This is a genomic window from Labrenzia sp. THAF82 (assembly GCF_009363435.1).
Lineage (GTDB): Bacteria > Pseudomonadota > Alphaproteobacteria > Rhizobiales > Stappiaceae > Roseibium > Roseibium porphyridii.
On the sequence record NZ_CP045354.1, the window covers coordinates 4942957 to 4960681 of the forward strand.

The following is a 17725-nucleotide window of genomic DNA, read 5'->3' on the forward strand; positions in this document are numbered from 1 at the left end:
TTTAAGGTTTAAGGGCTTTTACGTATCCGAACAACCCATCCGGCATCTAAATCGCTGTCAGCCAAGAATTAATTCGATCAATGGCCGTTTCCAGATGGTCTGTGCGACGGGCATAGCACAGGCGAAGATGGTTCTCACCGCCAACGCCAAAAGCGGTGCCCGGCGCGAGACCGACGCCAGTTTGGCGGACGAGGTCAAGGGCAAATTGGCGCGTGTCCTCAACACCGTCGATGGAGAAGAACAGATAGAACGCACCCTCCGGGGCCTGAATGTTCACCCGGTCAATCTGTCTCAATCCTTCAACAACACAGTGCCGACCTCTTTCAGCTCTAGCCACCTGCTCTTTCAGGAAGTCATGCCCTTCGCTCAAAGCGGCGACCGCACCCCACTGAGAATAAGACGGCACACCAGAGGTCGAGTACTGAACAAGGTTTTCGATCACCTGGCCGAGGATTGGCGGTGCCGAGATCCAGCCAATGCGCCATCCGGTCATGGCCCAGTTCTTGGACATGGAGTTGACGAACAGGATCCTGTCCTCTTCCTCCGCCACATCATAGAACGAGGGAGCCCGGCGCCCGTCTCCATAGTAGAACAAGGCGTAAATCTCGTCGGCAATGATCCAGAGATCATGTTTTCTCGCAAGCGCTACAAAGTCCTCGAGAAGCTGACGGTCTGCCACCCACCCGGTGGGATTGCATGGCGAATTCAAAAAGAGTGCAGATGTCCTTGGCGTGATGGCGGCCTCGATGTCATCCAGGTGAAGCTGCCAGCCGCTATCGGATTGTCGCATGGGGACGCGAACCGCATGTGCGCCGTGAATTTCCACCGCCGCAGTGATGTTTGGCCAGGTCGGCGAAGGAACGATAACCTCCTGGCCCGCGCCCGAAACAGCCTGGACCGCGAGTTGGATGGATTGCATGCCGGACCCGGTCACGAAAAAACGTTCCGGCGTAAACGGTCGGCCGTAGAGATCTGAATGATAGGTCGCCAGCGCTTCGCGCAGTTGCGGGATGCCGCGCTGGTAGGTGTAGAAGGTTTCGCCACGGTCCAGCGAAGCCTTTGCCGCGTCGCATATGAATGCGGGCGTTGGCAAGTCTCCCTCCCCGGCCCAAAGGGGAATCAGATCTTCCCTGCCCCAGCCGGCATTGAACACTTCAACAATTCCGCTTTCCGGCGCGTTTCTGGCTTCCGGGCTCAGTTGGTCTATCAGGCTGGTCACGCTGGCTCCTTGCTTTCCTTGCCGCAAGCTTACTTTCTTTACCGCCATTTGTTTTATGAAAGGATGTGAAGAAGACTTCACGAATGCTGATCAATCGCGCATTCAAACCGTGTGAAAGGCAAGGAATGCCGATGTTGTTCACAAGGCGAATGGACAGAACCACTTAGCTGTGGTCCGATCACAAAATTGCGAAGCTGAATGTCACTGCGCAAAGACGACAGGGCAGTAAACACAAGGCGTGAAAGCCAAACCGGACGGGAGGACAAAACCAGACCATGCTGCATGGATGGCTCGTGATCTTAACCGCAACGGCCTACATCCTGTGTCTGTTCGCGATTGCAAGTTACGGCGACCGGATGACACGGCGTTTTTCGTCGCGTTCGGGTGGCCGACCGTTCATCTATGCCTTGTCGCTGTCAGTTTATTGCACCTCCTGGACATTTTTCGGCTCGGTCGGCAATGCCAGCCGAACCGGCATTGAATTCCTGACAATCTATATCGGTCCACTGCTTGTCTTCGCACTTGGCTATCCGCTGCTGCAGCGGATCATCCAGATCTCCAAGACAGAGAGCATCACCTCTATTGCCGACTTTATCGGAGCCCGATACGGCAAGAGCCAGTCGGTTGCGGCACTCGCCACGCTGATCGCCGTCATCGGGGTCATTCCCTATATCGCTCTACAGCTCAAAGCCCTGTCTCTGTCGATCACCACCATGGCCGGATCCCTGATCTCGCCCGGCTTTATTTTTGCGCCGATTTTTGACGATATCACCCTGATGATCGCGCTCGGCATGGCAATCTTCAGTTGGGCGTTCGGCACCCGGCACATAGATGCCACCGAGCACCAGGAAGGGCTGATGCTTGCCATTGCGGCTGAAGCGGTGGTCAAGTTGCTCGCCTTTCTGGCGGTCGGCATCTGGGTGACTTATTTCATGTTCGAAGGTCCGCTCGACCTCGTCCGCGCAATCTCGGAAGCTCCTGAAGTCGCGCAGGTATTCGACCAGCCGATCAATATCGGCAACTGGCTCGTCATGTCCTGCCTGTCGGCCTTTGCCGTCATTTTGTTGCCACGCCAGTTTCATGTCACCGTGACGGAAAACAATTCCGACGAGGAGCTGCGCCGCGCCACCTGGATGTTCCCGCTCTATCTGGTGCTGATCAACCTGTTCGTTATTCCGATTGCCGCGGCTGGCATGCTCAGGTTCGGACAGGACATCAACCCGGACACCTATGTTCTGGCGCTTCCGATCGATGCGGGTCAGTACTGGCTGGCCATGTTCGCCTTTATTGGCGGTCTGTCCGCGGCGACCGCCATGGTAATCGTCGCCACCGTTGCGCTTTCCATTATGATTTCCAACGATATTGTGGTGCCATTGCTGCTGCGTCGTCACAGCGAAGAAGACATTGTCAACGCAAACGGCCGCGACATGAGCAGGCGGCTCCTGACCATAAGGCGGCTTGCGATCTTCGGCATCTTGCTGCTTGCCTATGCCTATTACAAAGCGGCAGGCAACACGGCAGCGCTCGTATCCATCGGCCTGTTGTCCTTTGCAGCCATTGCGCAATTCGCACCGGCCTTTGTCGGTGCGCTGTTCTGGCGCCGGGCAACTTCGCTCGGAGCTATTGCCGGTCTATGCGGCGGCTTCATTGTCTGGGCCTACACGCTCTTGCTGCCGACTTTCGCAAAGTCCGGCCTCTTTTCCGACGGGTTCCTGGAAACCGGCCCTTTCGGCATTGCATGGTTGCAGCCCCAGGCGCTTCTCGGCATTGAGATCGATCCGTTCATACACGGCACACTCTGGAGCCTTTTCGTCAATATCTGCCTGTTTGTCGGTGCGTCGTTCATTCGAAAGCCGCTTCCGGCAGAGACAATACAGGCAAACGTTTTCGTCCCTGCAAAACTCGCCCCCTCGCCCAACTTGCGATACTGGCGCACATCAGTAACTGCGGGCGACCTTCAGGCAACAGTTGCGCGCTATCTTGGAGATGTGAGAACCGAACGTTCATTCCAGCGGTTCGCCAGCGAACGTGGCAAGGAACTGGACCCAAACATGCTGGCCGATGCCAACCTGCTCAGGTTTTCAGAGCAGCTATTGGCGAGCGCGATTGGGGCAGCGTCCTCCCGCCTAGTGCTCACGCTGATGTTGAAGCGGCACGACCCTTCCACGAAGGGTGCAGTCAAGCTTCTCGACGACGCCTCCATGGCGATCCAGTACAACAGGGATCTTTTGCAAACGGCGCTCGACCAGGTTCGGCAGGGCATCGGCGTGTTCGACCGGGATCTGAGGTTGATCTGTTGGAACCGCCAGTTCCGCGACATGCTTGGTCTTCCTGCGGAATACGGCCAAGTCGGCACAACGCTGGACGCGATCCTGCGTTTCAACGCGGAGCGCGGTGAACATGGACCCGGCCCGGTTGAGGCAATCGTGGCCGACAGGCTAGAAAAACTCGTGCTCGTCCAAGAGACTTTTCAGGAGCGTCTGGCGTCCAACGGCACCGTGTTCGAAGTGCGCATCAGCCCCATGCCCGATGGCGGCATCGTGACAACCTATACCGATATCACCGAACGTGTGATGGCCGAGGACGCCCTGGCACGTGCCAACGAAACCCTGGAACGCCGCGTGCGCGAACGCACCGAAGAGCTGACCTCGGTCAATGAACGCCTCGTTGAGGCCACGCACGCCGCAGAAGAAGCCAATATCGGCAAGACGAGATTTCTTGCAGCAGCAGGCCACGACATCCTGCAGCCGCTGAATGCCGCCCGTCTTTATGCCTCGGTCCTCGTGGACAAACTCAAGGACGGTGAAGACGGTTCGCTTGTCCGCAATGTCGAAACAGCGCTGGAATCTGTTGAAGATATCATTGGCGCGGTGCTCGATATTTCGCGGTTGGATACCGGGGCCTTGAAGCCGGAGCCAACCGTCTTTCGACTGGATGAAATATTGCGCGGACTTGCCCTGGATTTTCAGCCCGTTGCCGAGGAGAAAGGGCTGGAGCTGAGGATTGTTCCAACCTCGCTCTCGGTTCGGACCGATCGCCGTCTGTTGCGTCGCCTGCTGCAGAACCTCGTTTCAAACGCGCTGAAATATACGCAAAAAGGCCGGGTGCTTGTTGGCTGCCGCAGGCGCGGCAAGCACATTTTGGTTGAAATTCACGACACCGGCATGGGCATTCCCAAAAGCAAGCAAAAGGCGATTTTTCAGGAATTCCATCGACTGGATGACGGAATGCGCGTGGCCAAGGGGCTCGGGCTCGGACTTTCAATCGTTGAACGTATTTCACATGTACTGAAACATCCCGTGGAATTGCGTTCAGAAGCCTACAAGGGCTCCTGTTTTTCGGTCGAACTGCCGCGGTCCGCAGCGTTGCCGGACCTCACACCAGTTCAGCAATTGCCTGCATCTTTGGGCCAGCTGGACGGACTTTGCGTGGTGGCGATCGACAACGAACCCGATATCCTCAGCGGAATGCAGCACCTACTCTCCAGCTGGAATTGCAGAGTGTTCACTGCCGCAGACGATACAGAAGCAGCGGCCAAACTGAATGAAGCCGGTTTGACACCGGATGTGATCCTTGCCGACTACCATCTGGACAATGGTACGGGCATCGAAGCCATTGTCAGGTTGAGATGGAAATTCGGGAACCAGATCCCTGCGATCCTGATCACAGCCGACAGAAGCCGGGCCGTCAGAACCGAAGCTGGCGAAAAAGACATCAGCTTCTTCAACAAACCGGTCAAGCCGGCTGCGCTCAGGGCGCATCTGGCACGTTGTCAGGCAGGTCAGGCAGCGGAATAAATTGCGAGGCTTTGTAGTCTGGAGCCTGATCAACCCGCCGGTTTCAAAAGCCCGGCCACCGGTGAAGTCTCTTCAGAAACAGGCTGATCCCAGTCTTCCGTCGCTACATCGGTGATCTTCATTGGATTCGCGTTCGGCTTGCCGAAATAGTAGCCCTGCATTGTGTCGCATCCAAGGGTACGCAAAGCGTCGACCTGAAACTTGCGCTCCACCCCTTCCGCGGTCACTTCAAGTCCTAGATTGTGGGCAAGCGCAATCACAGCCGAAATGATGGCAAGCCCGTCGCTGCGCTCACCGATTTCGTCCACGAAGGATTTGTCGATCTTGATCTTGTCGAACTTGTATTGCCGCAGATAAGAAAGCGACGAATAGCCCGTTCCGAAATCGTCAAGCGCAATACGAATGCCGAGTTCGCGCAATTTGGCAAGTTTGGTCGACGCCGTACCGAAGTCCTTCAGAAAGACAGATTCTGTAATTTCTAGAACCAACCGCTCAGGCGGAAATCCAGTTTCAGCCAGCACGGCAGTAACCTGCTCGACGAGATTGGGATCCATGAACTGAACCGGCGACAGGTTGACGGCGATGCTGTTCAACTCAGGACACTGGGCAGCCGCTGCGCAAGCGCGTTTGAGAACCCAATTCCCCAGAGGCAATATCAGGCCTGCGTGCTCGGCGATCGGGATGAACGTGTCTGGGCCAATTTCACCGCGTGTCGGATGGTACCAGCGAACAAGCACCTCACTGGATACGACCTTGCCGGTGCGCGCATCCACAATCGGTTGGAACTCGGTTGCCAGTTTGCCGTATTCAAAAGCCTCGCGCAGATCGGCTTCCATTTCGCGGCGCTCACGGACTTCCCGCTCCATGTCGGCTTCGAATGCAAGTGCTCTGCCGCGTCCGCTTTCCTTGGCCTTGTAAAGCGCAATATCTGCCTTCCGCATCAGGTCATCAACGGTATCGGCGTCATCGCGAAGGCGCGTGAACCCAACCGTTGCGCCAATCGCAAAATCTCTGCGGCCAATTCGGAACGGTTTGCGGGTCACATTCACCAGTTCTTCGGCGAAAGCACTTGCCGCCTGATCGCTTACGAACTGTCCAAGGGCGGCAAACTCATCACCACCAAATCTTGCAAGAACCGTTCTGCCTTCACTGATTGCCGAGAAGCGGCTCGCGACCTGTTGCAGCAATTCATCTCCTGCCGGGTGCCCGCTTGTGTCGTTCACAACCTTGAAGTTGTCCAGATCGATGAGGAACAGCGTCAAGGTCGTTCGCCCGGTCTTAGCCTGTTCTTCAAGCAACTGCTCGGCCTGCTTCAGGAACCAGCTCCTGTTGCCTATCCCTGTCAGGGAATCGTGTTCGGCAAGGTGTGAGACAAGTGCGTTAGCACGCCGTGTTTCAGTGATATCCGACGCCACACCGCGATATCCGGCAAAAGACCCATGATCGTCATAAACCGGACGGGCAGACAGGGACCACCAGCGCTCTTCGCCCTTTACGTCCACTCCGATAACCCGGTCGCGGAATGTTTTTTGCAGCTCCAGCGCCTCTTCCAACTCGCCCACGACATCGCGTGCTTCGGTTTCGTCGAGTGAATAGGCGAGATCCACCATGCGCAATGTTTCAAGTTCGTCCTGTGTTCTGCCACTGGCGTGCACAAAACGCTCAGAGATATTGCGCAGCGTGCCCTGACTGTCGGCCTCCCAGATCCAGTCGCTGGCCTTTTCTTCAAACTCATTCAGAAGTAGTGCGATCAACTCCCCGCGGTGTTCAAGTTCGGCCTCGGCAAGGAAATGCGATGCGAACAACCACCCTGCGGACGCAACGCTGCAAACGATCACAACCCCATAACTTGAAAGCAGAAACAATAACGGCCACGTGGATGCACTCGGATCGATGGAAAGCGATACGGCCGAGGCAATGAAAATAATGGCCACCCATCGGATGGCGGCCTGAGGAACTGTTGCAAGCGCAAAGCCGCCACCACAGATCATGCCCGTGGTCACGCAAGACGCGATCCAGATAGCGTTCGCATCGCCGGTCGAAAATGCAGCGATTGGTACGACCGCCCACAAAGCACTGAAGATTGTCGCGTGGGAAACCGCTTTATCAAGTGCACGCCGGGAAGCAGATTCGATAGGAGACCGGCTTGCACTGATCCATTTACTCGTTGTGAGCGTCAAAAGACCAACCACGGCCGCCAGCCATCCAAAGACAACTACGCTTGGCAGAATGCCAAGGAAAACAGGGACAATGACAATTGCATTGATCAAATTCGCCAATACCGTGAACGGTGTCAGGCGGGCAATGCTGGCGATCTGGGCTGCACGAACCTTGCGTGCAACGTCCTCCTCAACGACAGGATATCCGAAGGACAGAAGAAAGGCCCTGATCTGATTTGAATCCTGCTGCCCGGTCGGTGTGACCGTGCGATCTTTAAGCTCTCCCTGGACTGTCCTGCCAGTCGAAAGGAATGCCCTGCCGATCGTCAGCAAGACCAGTTTCCAGTGGGCGCCAAAGCGCATCTTGTCTCCGCGATTGCTACTCGATACTTGAGCGCGGAATCTCCCCGCCGAACGAGCTATAGGGGAATACCCTGAAGGTCCGGTAAAGACACCCGAATAGAATCGATGGAAAATTCGAAATACTTGAGAAACCGTGCGTAAGCTGAGCCGCACTTGCGCCGACTGACACCGGCAACAATTCTGGTCTTTAAGCCAAAGCGTCCACGGCGTTAGCGCGCCTCTGCGGCTTCCGTTTCTTCTTCGCCGCCAAGCTGCCACTGCCCCGCTTCAATCTTCGACGCTTCAATCACTGCCTGGGTGCGGCTTTCAACGCCGAGTTTTTGCAGGATTGCCGAAACGTGGGCCTTCACAGTTGCCTCTGATACCGACAGCTCGTAGGCGATCTGCTTGTTCAAAAGACCTTCTGAAAGCATCATCAGAACCCGCACCTGCTGCGGTGTGAGTGTGGACAGACGCTGCACGAGATCGCTGCCGCCGTCATCCGCTGACAAATCAACATCCGGCGGTGTCCAGACATTTCCGGTCATAACTTCGGAAATCGCCTGCCGGATGACTTCGATGCCGTGCGACTTCGGGATGAACCCCGATGCACCGAATTCAATCGCCCGCCGGATTGCCTGCGGGTCCTCATTGGCAGAAACAACAACGACAGGCACTCCGGAAAACTGTGCCCGCAAATACATGAGCCCGGAGAAACCCCGCATGCCAGGCATGGTCAGATCCAGAAGTATCAGATCCGCATCCCCATCCTGTTCCAGGCGCGTTGTAACGTCTTCAAGCGCACCGGCCTCTTCTATCGATGCATTTGGAAACTGTGTTTCCAGCGTCTGACGCAAGGCGCCACGAAACAAGGGATGATCGTCTGCGATGATAAACTTGTACGTTGTCGCCGACACGTTGTTTTCCTCCCTCAACGGTCCTTCCGCAGCACAGTCCCCCGTCCAACGAATTGGAACCTCCCTGTGCCTTAGACCATTTGGTTATCGAGCGTGACACTCTTTCTTGCGGCCTTTAGTTCAGTATGTTTGCAACAAGGAGAACTCGCAAGTCAAACCATGCTTTTGGCGAACCCGTAATATTCGCAGATGCACCAAGGCATGGAATAAAGACCTAACCTTACGCTGAATAACCTAAGTATAAATTCCGTCATGTAGCACAGTCACCGCAACAACCCAGAGTTTATTTCGCGCATGCGAAGTGAATTTACGAATAGTAGCAGTATCCATTCACCTTAGAGTGTATTTTTTCCACAGACTACATTTGCTGTTGATAATTTACGCAAAGACAGCAACAAATGAACTTGCAAGCGATTGCACACATAATCAAAATCACTGGGCATACGACTTTAAATAATGACAATTCAGGCAACGCTATTTTCGTTTGTCAATCGCTGGGAATGCGATGAAAACGACCACCTTAACGTACAGTTCTATTTCAGCCGGTTCGAAGAAGCGGATCGTCAGTTTCGACTCATTTCGGGTCTGAGCGAAACCCTTGTCGGCGCAAGAAGGGTCCGGCACGTCAGGTTTCATAAGGAGTTGCGTACCGGCGATCTCATCACCGTTCAGTCGAGTGTTGCGTTTGACGGTCCGCACATGTTGACCGTCATTCACGAGTTGCGGGATGGCGGCACCGGAATGTTGGCAGCCACGGCTCTGGATGGCTATGAGCCGAATGCAAGTTCAGCCAAAAACCTCCGCCAGAGATTTTCGGATTTTCAGACGCCGATGATTTCCGAGGCTTCACCAAGAGGCCTCTCGGCCGGTCCTGCCGGCCTTCGAGCGACGTTGCCGGGAGTGCAGTCAAAGGGTGCTCAGATTTGCTATCGCGGCACCGTCCTGCCGCGTGATATCGGCATTGATAACAAGGCGGATGACCAGTTCGCGCTGTCGTGCTGTACCGATGGCGTTCCTCATGTCTGGCAACGCACGCCGATGACACACTCATATCTTTCCGAAAACGGTTTTGGTCGTGTTGCGGTGGAAATGAAACTGACCTGGGCAACGCCTTTAAAAACGGGTGACACGGTGATCGTGGCGACGGGATTTACCGGTGTGGGTCCGAAAACGTTTTCGATGCGCCACCACCTGTTCGAAAGCCGCACCGGCCGCCTGGCGGCCACGCTTGACGTTGTTGCGCTCACAATGGATCTTGAGGCACGCAAAGCAGTTGCCTTGCCGCAAGAGGCACATCAGACGATCAACAAGATGCTGATCGACTGACGCCGGCAACGCAGGAAAGTCTCGAAAACTGAGGTGAAGGAAGTCTAGTTTCCTTCACCTTCCAAATCGCGCTGCAGCTCACGCACCATGCCGAAAAACCTGCGCATCGCGCTTTCGGTGAATGTCATCATGCGCTCTAGCTCTTCCTCGTCCTTTTCATTCAGGCGCGAGGTCTCGTTTTCAGAACCGGTCTCCGGGTCTGCCTTTTCAGGCGATTTTGCTGGCGGCACTGTTGCGCCACCACTTGCGCCGTCTTCCAACTCTTGCAGACGCGCCGTCAGACGATCAACTTCTTCAGCAAGATCATTGATCTCTGCAAGATATGCATCTTCCGCGAGAGGCACCGGATTGCACCGCCAGGAGGCATTCTGTTCCTTGCAGACAGACACGGTCCCGTTTTGCCGGTCGACCCTCAAAATATCGTCGTCAACTGCGACAAGCGAATAGCGATTGGCTGCACCATCTGTAACCGCTTCGATGTCTTCCGCAGAGACCTGGCTCTCGGCTCCAGCTGAAGTGGCGAAAATCGTTGCGGCTACAGCGCCGCTCAAAAGAGAAAGAAACCACCTGTTGCGGTTTGACATTATGCGTCTCCAGTTACAGAACACGGCGTCTTCGGACACACGCGCACTCAACTGGTGCCACATTTCCGTGTCCAAAGCACGGCCAATTGCCGATTTTTCAAGACCTTCATCCGTCCCAGGCCGTCTGCACCCCACGGAGACCTGGGTGTTACCCCTCCACCGGCAACAGCGCCTTAAGGGTTTCGATACGGTCTGCTTCCGAAGGGGGTTTATCCCATCTCAGTCTCGAAATTCTCGGAAATCGCATGGCAATGCCTGACTTGTGTCGCGTAGAGCGGTTCAACCCCTCAAAAGCAACTTCCAGAACCAATCCCTTTTCCAGGTCGTGACTGACTTCGCGAACAGGACCAAAGCGATTGATTGTATTGTTGCGGACAAATCGGTCGATTTCACGCAACTCCTCGTCGGTAAACCCAAAATAGGCCTTTCCGACAGGAACGAGTTCCGGGCCCTCATCTCCTTCACGCCAAACACCAAATGTGTAGTCAGAATAAAATGAAGACCGTTTGCCATGACCACGTTGCGCATACATAAGCACGGCGTCGACCAGTTTCGGTTCCCGCTTCCATTTGAACCAGAGGCCCTTCGGCCGTCCGGTTACATAAGGCGTCTCCCAGCCTTTGAGCATCACACCTTCAACGGCTTCCGCGTTGCCGTCCTTTAGCAAGTGCCCTGGTTCTGCCCTGGCTGCTGCTATCTCCGTCCAGGACAATGCCGGAACCATGTCGGAGATGTCGATCCGTGGCTCTGACAATGCAGCAACGAAGGCCTCGAGTTTCTTGCGCCGCTCGCGAAACGACAAACTGCGGAGATCTTCGCCCTCCAGGTAAAGCAGATCGTATGCGCGAATAGCTGCAGGATAGTCCCGCATCAACTTAGGGCCGGCGGTCTTTCGGTTGAGGCGTTTTTGCAAATCCGAGAACGGGCGTACCTTGTCCTGTGAAACGATCAGAAGTTCTCCATCGATGCAGGCGTCAAAGGAAAGGACATCCATGATGTCAGGGAATGCCTTTGAAATGTCTTCTCCGGTTCTGCTGAACAGGCGTTTCACCGGTTCGCCTTCACGGTTCTTACCCGACGCCGCCTGGACCCGGATTCCATCCCATTTCCATTCAACGGCAAAGTCTTCTGCTGCCAGCAGCTCAAGGTCTTTGGCCTCGTCAAGTGGATGCGCGAGCATAACAGGCCGGAACGGCGCAGGATCATCAATATCAGGCTGTTCGGTCTTGCCTTCCGCCCAGGCAAAAAGCGCCTCGTAAGGAGGTGACAATCCATGCCAGACTTCTTCGACCTGCGAGACATTCAACGAACCAAGTTTTGCAACCGATGACTTTGCAAGGCGCGCCGACACACCGACGCGCAAACCACCCGTGACGAGTTTCAGCAAGGCCCATCGACCGGTTTCGTCCAGCGTATCCAGCCAGTTGATCAAAAGGCGCGGAACGTCCGTTTTGCCGGCGTGTTCAAGTTGGTCGACGATATCAGCAAGGTCAGGCGCAGCAGCCTCTTCACTATCTGCCTGCGAATTCGCATGCGCAGGCCACATAAGCGCAATGGTTTCCGACAGGTCTCCAACGAAATCGTAGGAAAGTGCAAAGAGTACCGGGTCTGTGCGCTCGCTCACCAACGCACGCAGGAGGGCCGGTTTGGCGTTCTTGAAGGTCAGTCCACCGGTCAAGGCCGCGAGGGCATAACCGCGATCCGGGTCTGCAGTCTCCTGGAAATATCTGACCAGCAAAGCCTCTTTTGCGAGACGTCTGGGCTCAAGCGACAGCCTGTCGAGCAGTTTCGAAAAGGAACGCATAGTGCCAATACCAACCGGGAAAGCTTGTGTGTTGCAAGTCTTTCCCGGTTAAGTGTTTCAATCCGCTTCAGCGTCAAGTTTGTCAGAGTGTCAGGCTGCTGCCGCCTTCATGCCTTCTGCCTTGAGAAACTGCAGACCGGCAACATCGTCCCGGACCCATTTGACAGCCATTGGAAAGCGGTCACCTGAGGGTTCTTCGAAAATCACCTGCATGCCGACATGAGCGCCATCGAAAGTCATGACACCAATACCACCTTCCGAGCTGTTCATCAGCCTGGTGGTGTATTGCTGTCCATCTTCCGTGATCAGAGTAACTTCTTGACCGGATTCCTGTTTTCGGTTCGCACGGCGACGCTCCTCGACATCATGGGCCATTTCCTGCAGGAAGCCTTCGATACCCTGCGCCATCTCGGCTGCAACACGTTTAACCTCTCCGGCAATACGGTCGACGGCTTCCGCTTCACCGGCAGTGACGTGGATTGCGTCATCCACCGTCTCAGCGCTTTTCACGGCGTTGCTGGTCTCTGTCGCCGCCATAGTAATGCTTTGTGAAATTTCCTGGGTCGCAACACTTTGCTCCCCAACTGCGGTGGTGATTGCCCCAGTCACGTCATTGATCATTTCAATGGAGCCGGAAATCCGCCGGATTGATTCAACTGCTTCATTTGTGAGGCCCTGAACAGACGAAATCTGGTTGGAAATTTCTTCGGTTGCTTGTGCAGTCTGCGTTGAAAGCTCCTTCACTTCCGCAGCGACTACCGCAAATCCTTTGCCCGCCTCGCCAGCACGGGCTGCCTCAATGGTTGCATTCAGTGCCAGAAGATTGGTCTGTTCGGCAATGGCCCGGATCATTTCAACAACCGTTCCAATCTTATCAACCGCGTCCGCAAGGCTTGAAACATTCGTGTCGGTTCGCTGCGCGACGTCGGTCGCCTCGCCAATGACAGTGTTTGCTCGATCCGCCTGGTTCATGATCTCCTGAATGGCGGCCGACATTTCCTCTGCGGCCGCGGCCACGGTTTGCACGTTGTTCGAGGAGGATGTCGAGGCCTCCTTTGCCTGCGTTGCAGCTCCCGAAGCATCCTGTGAAATATCGCGGACTTTCGAGGCTATCTCGGTCATTTCTCCGGTCTTTGCGTTCACATCCGCTGTAACGCTTTCCATCAATGCATGGAACTTGTTGATCAGGTCCTCAATGTGGTTCTGCCGCATCCGCTCGCGATCACGTTCCTTCACCGCTTCCGTTTCAAGTGAGGTGCGGACGCGGGCATTTTCTTGGAAAACACTGCCTGCTCTGGCAAGATCGCCCACGGCGTCCTTGCGGTCGGTGAAAGGCATCGCAAACTCCGTGTCACCTTTGGCAACTCGAACAAGATTTTGGGTCAGCTGCGCCAGAAGCTTGTCGACATTGCGCAATTGCCAGACACAGATTGCCAGTGTGATCAAAACGACAATGACGGTTTCAGCAAGCACGTACATGAAGTGAGACGAAGCATCGTTGGCCATCTCCGCAGCGCGGTCTTCTGCAGCAAACAGCATCCCAAGTGCCGTCTCTCTGATCAGGTTCAATCGCTCGGTCGCCTTCCCGAACCAAACCAGACCATCGATGTTCTGGCCATTCTTTGTGTCAGGCAGCGAGCGCAGGATCTCACGCCAGGCGTCAACCTGGGCGACAACAGGTCCGGATACATTGCTGTTGTATGCCTCCAGTTCTTCGGGCGTCGCAATACGCTTGAAGTTTTCGAGGAAAGCGGTTTCGATCGACAGGCGTTCGAAATAGGCCAAATATCTGTCAGCTGGTACTTCGCCGGTCTTGGCAACTGTCGTGAACAACTGACCGCCGATCGCTCGCTCCAATCCACCAGCTTCAGTCGCTTCGGTCAGCAACAGGAAAGGCGTCATCAGGCTCGCGTATTCAGCGTCGGCACTTGCGTGCTGCGCTTCCTGGACGATGGTGATGAGATCCCGAACCTTGGTGGAATAAAACTTGAGATTGTCACCACCGGTGACGGATTTCCCGTCTATTCCGGCACGATGAGCGCTGATTTCATCCAACCCTGCAACGATGTGCTTAACTTCGCTCTGCAATTTTTCGCGGGTAATATCAAACCCGGCGACCATGCTGCGAAGGTCGCTCAATGCAGTGTCGGTTGCAGATCGCTGCGCTGAAAGGAGATCACTTTCTTTGGCCCCATACCCGGAAGCAAGAAGGCCTGCAGTTAACCCTCGCTCCTTCTGCAATTGGTGCAAAACTTCTTCTGATTTTTCTGCGACCTTGGCAATTGGCAAGATCTCGGAAGCCGTTGTGCGTTCCAGCCCCGCTTCCTGCAGCGCTAGAAAACTGGCAAACATATAGGCCAGCAACGGAACGATAGCTAACAACGCAATTTGAACGCGAATCGATTTCAACATCGCAATTCCCCAAATCCAGCAATCCCGGCGTAAATCTGCGCTTGTTCTGGTTAATTTTTGATATAACCAGAAGCTGAGAAACCTGAAATTGTATACCTATGGTATTTTTGCGGGTTGCATTGTCGGTTGCATACAAATTCACATCGCAAAAAATCTGGATGCCCCTTAATACGCGACCGAAATACCGGGATGGACGCCTATACAAAATCGCTGTATAAGCCGCGCCCATCCCTTGGCCGATACTAGATTGGCCCGATCCGGTAGACTGCTGACTGGCATGCAGATGATCCGGAGCAGTTGAAAGATCTCGATGACCGAATTGACGTCTCTCGCCCCGGCCCTGTCGGCCGCGCTGGCGAAACGGGGCTATGAAAGCCTCACTCCCGTACAGGAAAGCATTCTGAGCGAAGCGCCGCCGGAAGCAGATCTTCTTGTTTCTGCGCAAACAGGTTCCGGTAAAACGGTCGCCTTTGGGCTGGCCCTTGCGCCGACACTGCTTGAGGGCGAGGAACGCCTGGGTCCTGCAGCCTCCCCCATTGCGCTGGCAATCGCGCCGACCCGCGAACTTGCGCTTCAGGTCAAGGAGGAACTGTCCTGGCTCTATGCGGAAGCCGGCGCGGTGATGGCGTCCTGTGTTGGCGGCATGGACCCGCGCACCGAGCGCCGCACGCTTGATCGTGGTGCCCATATCGTGGTCGGCACGCCGGGCCGTCTGCGCGACCATATCGAACGCGGTGCGTTGGACCTTTCGCAGATTAAGGCCGTCGTGCTTGACGAAGCCGACGAGATGCTCGACATGGGCTTTCGCGAAGATCTCGAATTCATATTGGATGCAGCGCCGAGAGAGCGGCGTACTCTGATGTTTTCTGCAACCGTGCCGAAGCCGATCGCCGAACTTGCCAAACGCTTCCAGAAGGACGCCGTGCGTCTGTCAACAATCAATTCAAGGGAACAGCATGGCGACATCGATTATGTCGCGCATCCCGTGGCACCAAATGAACGTGAAAATGCTCTTATAAACGTTCTGCGCCTCCATGAGGCGGAAAAGGCCATTGTCTTCTGCTCAACGCGAGAAGCTGTCAGCCGATTGACCTCACGGCTTGCAAACCGAGGCTTTTCCATCGTCTCGCTGTCGGGCGAACTCAGCCAGGAACAGCGCTCAAACGCGCTTGCCGCGATGAAAGATGGCCGTGCGCGGGTCTGTGTAGCAACAGATGTGGCCGCACGCGGTATCGACCTGCCGAACCTTGATCTGGTTATCCACGCAGATCTTCCAACCGGCAAGGCCGCGCTTTTGCACCGGTCTGGACGGACAGGCCGCGCAGGCCGCAAAGGGACCTGCGTGCTTATGGTGCCCTTTCCTCGCCGGCGACAGGCAGAACGTGTGCTGCAGTTTGCCGGTATCAAGGCCACCTGGAAAGGCGCCCCGACAGCTGATGAAATCCGCCAGAAAGACAAGGAAAGACTGCTTGCCGATCCGGTTTTGAGCGCGGAGCTTGAAGAAGAAGAACAGGCAGTCGCCATGGAACTTCTGGCGCTCCACAGCCCGGAAAAGCTGGCCGCTGCGTTCGTCAAACTGCGTCAATCACGCCTGCCTGCCCCAGAAGATGTGTCCGACCTTCAGGACACCGCACTTCGAGGCCGGGACGCCGGATCGCGTGGAGGCCGCAGCGCGGAAATTACCGGCAAGTTCGAAGACGGAGTATGGTTCTCGCTGTCACTTGGCCATCGGCAACGTGCCGAACCACGCTGGATCTTGCCGATGATCTGTCGCGCGGGTCACGTCACCAAGCGGGAAGTCGGCGCGATCAAGATTTTTCAGAACCAACTCTATTTTGAGATTGCAGGCAGCCACGGCCAGAGGTTCTCCGAAGTCATCAAACGCGACGGTACGGGCGAAGAGAATGTCACTATCGAGCTTCTCGATGCACGAGGTGGCAAAGTGCCCTCACCGCCCAAGGAGGATTTTTCGCGCGGAAACCGGAACGCGCCGCCGCGGCGCAAGCCTCGTCACGCTGATGCCCCCGACTATGAGAGCATGGGCCGGGAAGACACTTTGAAGCAAGGACGCCCCAAACGCGGACCGAAGCGGGATAATGAAGCGCCCCGAGGCAAAAAGCGCCGCCGCTTTGCAGATGATGACGCTGCCCCGCACCATCCGGCATTTGAGCCATTGGATATGAAGGCGCTCGCACGGGAACTCGATGGAGCTGATAGCAGCGAAAAACCGCGACGTAGCCCCAAAACCGGTGAGGAACGCGGCAAGCCTCGCTCAAGATCCTCAGCCAAGTCATCAGAGACCAAAAAGAAAGCCTCAAAGAAAAACAAACCGTCTCGTGCCGCGAGGAAGGCAACAAAGTCAAAGAAGCCATAAGGTCAGTCGACAAGGCCTCAGCCTTTGTCATTTTCTCCAAATTGCGGCCCCTTGTTTCGTCCAGTACGCTGGATAAAAAAATGGGGGCCTCAATGAAGTATGCTGTTGCTGGAATGGTGTTTTTGAGCCTGACGCTCGGGACCGAAGTTTCGATCTCATACGCGTCAGATCAACCCGATTTTCACATGGACTGCCATGCAGCCCGAACGAACAATGAGCAGTTCATTTGCGCTGATGAAGATCTGCTGCGACGCGATGCTCAATTAGGCGAAATATCCGACAAGCTTTACGCGGTTCTTGACCCGCCATCGCGTGCTGAAATGGCGCGAGAATTCGCAGAATGGCTTGCCTCCCGAGACGATTGTGAAGACAACTATTTCTGCAATGCAGGAATGTACAACGACCGGATATCGTATCTGCAGCAGGAGCTCGACCACATGGATGCTCCAGGGATTGCACAAGCCTCAGCGCCAGCCGCCGCCGATGGATTCGGTCTTGTTCCGAACGCCGGAATTCCCGGCCACAACAAGGAAACCTACCCTGCGCTGACGCTCGAAATCTGCAAGTCGATCTGTGTCCAGCGTGCCTGGTGCAAAAGCATTGATTTCGATCGCACGAATGGCGCGTGCTATGTGCAGCCCGTGGCTGAAGAAGACGTCGGGTCTCTCAGGACAGACTATCCCGGACATCCCTACGATCACTATTATTACGCACCGCGGCTCAGAAACTGAGAGCTGATCCACCGGGAAATTCCTTGGTTATCTCGCTGCCGAATGTCCGACTTCTCGCAT

The 17725-nt window shown here is 55.5% G+C and carries 10 protein-coding genes; 4 read left to right on the forward strand and 6 right to left on the reverse strand.

Translation table 11 applies throughout. From position 1 onward, the window contains the following. Positions 1-46 precede the first annotated feature (46 nt). Complete coding sequence (locus FIV00_RS22655; RefSeq protein WP_152502881.1) at positions 47-1219, reverse strand: pyridoxal phosphate-dependent aminotransferase; 1173 nt, start codon at positions 1217-1219, stop codon at positions 47-49. Between the two features lie 275 nt (positions 1220-1494). Here FIV00_RS22655 and FIV00_RS22660 point away from each other — a divergent pair, with 275 nt between their 5' ends. After that, positions 1495-5016 carry a PAS domain-containing hybrid sensor histidine kinase/response regulator gene (locus FIV00_RS22660; protein WP_152502882.1) on the forward strand — a complete coding sequence of 1174 codons (3522 nt, stop codon included), beginning with the start codon at positions 1495-1497 and terminating at the stop codon, positions 5014-5016. A 29-nt stretch (positions 5017-5045) separates the two neighbouring features. Here the strand turns inward: FIV00_RS22660 and FIV00_RS22665 are convergent, their stop codons facing one another. Together FIV00_RS22665 and FIV00_RS22670 are read right to left on the reverse strand one after the other, a co-directional pair. After that, positions 5046-7538 carry a bifunctional diguanylate cyclase/phosphodiesterase gene (locus tag FIV00_RS22665; protein WP_152502883.1) on the reverse strand — a complete coding sequence of 831 codons (2493 nt, stop codon included), beginning with the start codon at positions 7536-7538 and terminating at the stop codon, positions 5046-5048. Positions 7539-7747: 209 nt separating this feature from the next. Continuing rightward, on the reverse strand, positions 7748-8434 hold the full coding sequence (locus FIV00_RS22670) for a response regulator transcription factor (protein WP_152502884.1): 687 nt from the start codon (positions 8432-8434) through the stop codon (positions 7748-7750). Between the two features lie 456 nt (positions 8435-8890). Here FIV00_RS22670 and FIV00_RS22675 point away from each other — a divergent pair, with 456 nt between their 5' ends. Further along, positions 8891-9760, forward strand: coding sequence for a thioesterase family protein (locus tag FIV00_RS22675; RefSeq protein ID WP_152502885.1), 870 nt, complete (start codon positions 8891-8893; stop codon positions 9758-9760). Positions 9761-9804: 44 nt separating this feature from the next. Here the strand turns inward: FIV00_RS22675 and FIV00_RS22680 are convergent, their stop codons facing one another. The 3 genes from FIV00_RS22680 to FIV00_RS22690 form a co-directional block, all read right to left on the reverse strand. Then, on the reverse strand, positions 9805-10344 hold the full coding sequence (locus FIV00_RS22680; RefSeq protein ID WP_152502886.1) for a hypothetical protein: 540 nt from the start codon (positions 10342-10344) through the stop codon (positions 9805-9807). A 148-nt stretch (positions 10345-10492) separates the two neighbouring features. Next, complete coding sequence (locus FIV00_RS22685; protein ID WP_152502887.1) at positions 10493-12148, reverse strand: cisplatin damage response ATP-dependent DNA ligase; 1656 nt, start codon at positions 12146-12148, stop codon at positions 10493-10495. Positions 12149-12238: 90 nt separating this feature from the next. Next, a complete protein-coding gene (locus FIV00_RS22690) occupies positions 12239-14560 on the reverse strand; it encodes a methyl-accepting chemotaxis protein (RefSeq protein ID WP_152502888.1) in 2322 nt (773 codons plus the stop codon). Between the two features lie 310 nt (positions 14561-14870). On the opposite strand from FIV00_RS22690, the gene FIV00_RS22695 reads away from it, so the two are divergent. After that, positions 14871-16934 carry a DEAD/DEAH box helicase gene (locus FIV00_RS22695; RefSeq protein WP_152502889.1) on the forward strand — a complete coding sequence of 688 codons (2064 nt, stop codon included), beginning with the start codon at positions 14871-14873 and terminating at the stop codon, positions 16932-16934. A 92-nt stretch (positions 16935-17026) separates the two neighbouring features. Further along, entirely contained in the window at positions 17027-17665 is a 639-nt protein-coding gene (locus FIV00_RS22700; RefSeq protein WP_173006109.1) for a PAN domain-containing protein, read from the forward strand. Positions 17666-17725: the final 60 nt, after the last annotated feature.